The sequence below is a fragment of the Sulfurovum sp. genome (genome assembly GCF_041551015.1).
In the GTDB taxonomy this organism is placed as follows: Bacteria; Campylobacterota; Campylobacteria; order Campylobacterales; family Sulfurovaceae; genus Sulfurovum.
Genome location: NZ_JBFENQ010000207.1, coordinates 1 through 2,033 on the forward strand (window position 1 = coordinate 1; position 2,033 = coordinate 2,033).

The 2,033-nt window shown below is 34.2% G+C and carries 2 protein-coding genes and 2 pseudogenes; 2 read left to right on the forward strand and 2 right to left on the reverse strand.

All coding sequences use genetic code 11. The annotated features are described in order from the left end of the window. Together ABZC96_RS09845 and trxA are read left to right on the forward strand one after the other, a co-directional pair. Positions 1 to 336 (forward strand): annotated as a pseudogene (locus ABZC96_RS09845) (apolipoprotein N-acyltransferase); the annotation flags it as partial. 129 nt (positions 337 to 465) lie between these two features. Further along, complete coding sequence (trxA, locus tag ABZC96_RS09850) at positions 466 to 837, forward strand: thioredoxin (protein ID WP_373030825.1); 372 nt, start codon at positions 466 to 468, stop codon at positions 835 to 837. Positions 838 to 955: 118 nt separating this feature from the next. Here the strand turns inward: trxA and ABZC96_RS09855 are convergent, their stop codons facing one another. After that, on the reverse strand, positions 956 to 1,273 hold the full coding sequence (locus ABZC96_RS09855; protein WP_373030826.1) for a hypothetical protein: 318 nt from the start codon (positions 1,271 to 1,273) through the stop codon (positions 956 to 958). 239 nt (positions 1,274 to 1,512) lie between these two features. Continuing rightward, positions 1,513 to 2,033: pseudogene (locus ABZC96_RS09860) on the reverse strand (hypothetical protein); the annotation flags it as partial.

Here is a 2,033-nt window from a genome sequence, read left to right on the forward strand (position 1 = left end):
AATCCCCTACCAGATTTTTTAAGTAACTGGGTCAACAAAGTATTTTATGATGGTGCGGTAGATTATGTGGCAAGTGAACATGTCGTAGACTACGACATAGGCGGGAAAAGCTATAGAAATGCCATCTGTTTTGAAGCTACAAGCGAAAGACTCTACGAAGGCAATCCTCAAAACATGATTGTACTAAGCAATAACGGATGGTTCACCCCTTCCATCGAACCAACATTACAAAAACTCTTGTTGCAATACTACAGCAAGAAGTATGGTACTACTATTTATCACTCGGTAAATATGTCGAAGTCTTATGTGGTAAAAAATGGGGAAATCAATCAATAGAAAACCTAGCTGTTCATCATAAATATCATATGAGGAAGAAAAACATAAACATAAATTATCTAAGTTATAACATTAAGAAAATAAAAATAATCGCTATGCTATACTCCATTTTCATACAAAGGAAAGACTATGGCATATATAGATTTAACGACAAAAAACTTTAACGAAACACTTGATAATAACGAAATAGTTATTATCGATTTTTGGGCACCTTGGTGTGGTCCTTGTATACAGTTTGCTCCCATTTTTGAAAAAGTATCAGAAAACTACCCTGATGTCGTTTTTGCTAAACTCAACACAGAAGAACAGCAAGCTATATCAGCACAATATGGTATCCAATCTATCCCAACAATTATGGTAGTCAGAGATGGTATCATCTTACTTAATCAAGCAGGTTCCCTACCTGAAGAAGCTTTTGGCAAGCTCATCAAGCACGTTAAAGGGCTTGATATGGATCAAATACGTGAAGAGATAGCTAAAGATGAAGAAGACAACGAGTAAGATAATTCCTGAGATAAAGGTGCAATTACTCTCCTTTATCTTACTTGTTAATATAACAGTATTTTTAAATAAAAATGACCATTAATAGTGAAATCGATTTGATAAAATATCCAAAAGACTAGTCATCATCGTCATCCTCAAATTCACTTAAATCAAACTCCATCTTCACAGGTTCTTCTACCACCGCTTTGATATCAGTAATATCTTCAGGAGAGATATTTAAGGTCATTGCGACAAATGACGCTAAAGCATTATCATCTATAATATCCTGACATACTTTAGATGTGTTATAAACGGTAAGTATTCCATCTTTTATAAGTACATCTCTAGTCCCTATACCTAATTCTGCCGCTATATTATGCAGGTCTGGACGGGTAAGATGGACCCCACTCACTTTCATTGAAAAGCCTTCTCTTATCTTTGATCTTGGGTACATTTTTCTTCCTATTCTTAAAATATTTCTTTGAGTCAATTATTTTCAGATTATAGCTAAAAAGTAAAAGATATAGTGTAGTCATACCTTATATTTTGGCTTTAGAGCACCGCAAAACCTATAATCTAACATTTATAGCTATAGCTGCATTCAAGTATTCTAAATGAGTGATGAAAACCTTATAAAGTTATATATTTTATAAGGTTTTTATACATTACTAATCTGAAATTATCTACTTTCCTTTAAAATAAATAATTAAGTTCAAATCTAATCTCGTTATAAGAGGGGTCAAGTTTCTTTATACCGCCTAATGCTATAGTGTTATTATCCCCAGTTACATTTACCATTCTAACTTTACCATAAAGATTTGGAACGCTTTTAAACTTTTTGATAAGATCAAGTTGAAGCACATTACTATCTGCTTGCACTCCTGGTTTTTTATCATCGAAATCCTGTACAGCATAACGCAAGATCGTCTGAAGATGATAGTGCTTAAATGAATACTTGCTCTCTAAAAGATAAGAAGTCGTATTGGCATACCAATTATATTGAAGTAAAGAGTATCCAAACCCTCCTGTAGGAAATGCTCTCCAAGGAGAGATGATATCTCCTTTATCTCCTATATGCGTTATGCCCATCCTAAACTTCCAACTGTCTTTTGCAATATCCAGTCTAGCACCATAAAGATCGGCTTCTAAACTGTTTGGATTCTTGTAGCCAACTGTATTAGTTTTGAGGTTCGCACCGCCCATTTCACCTGCAC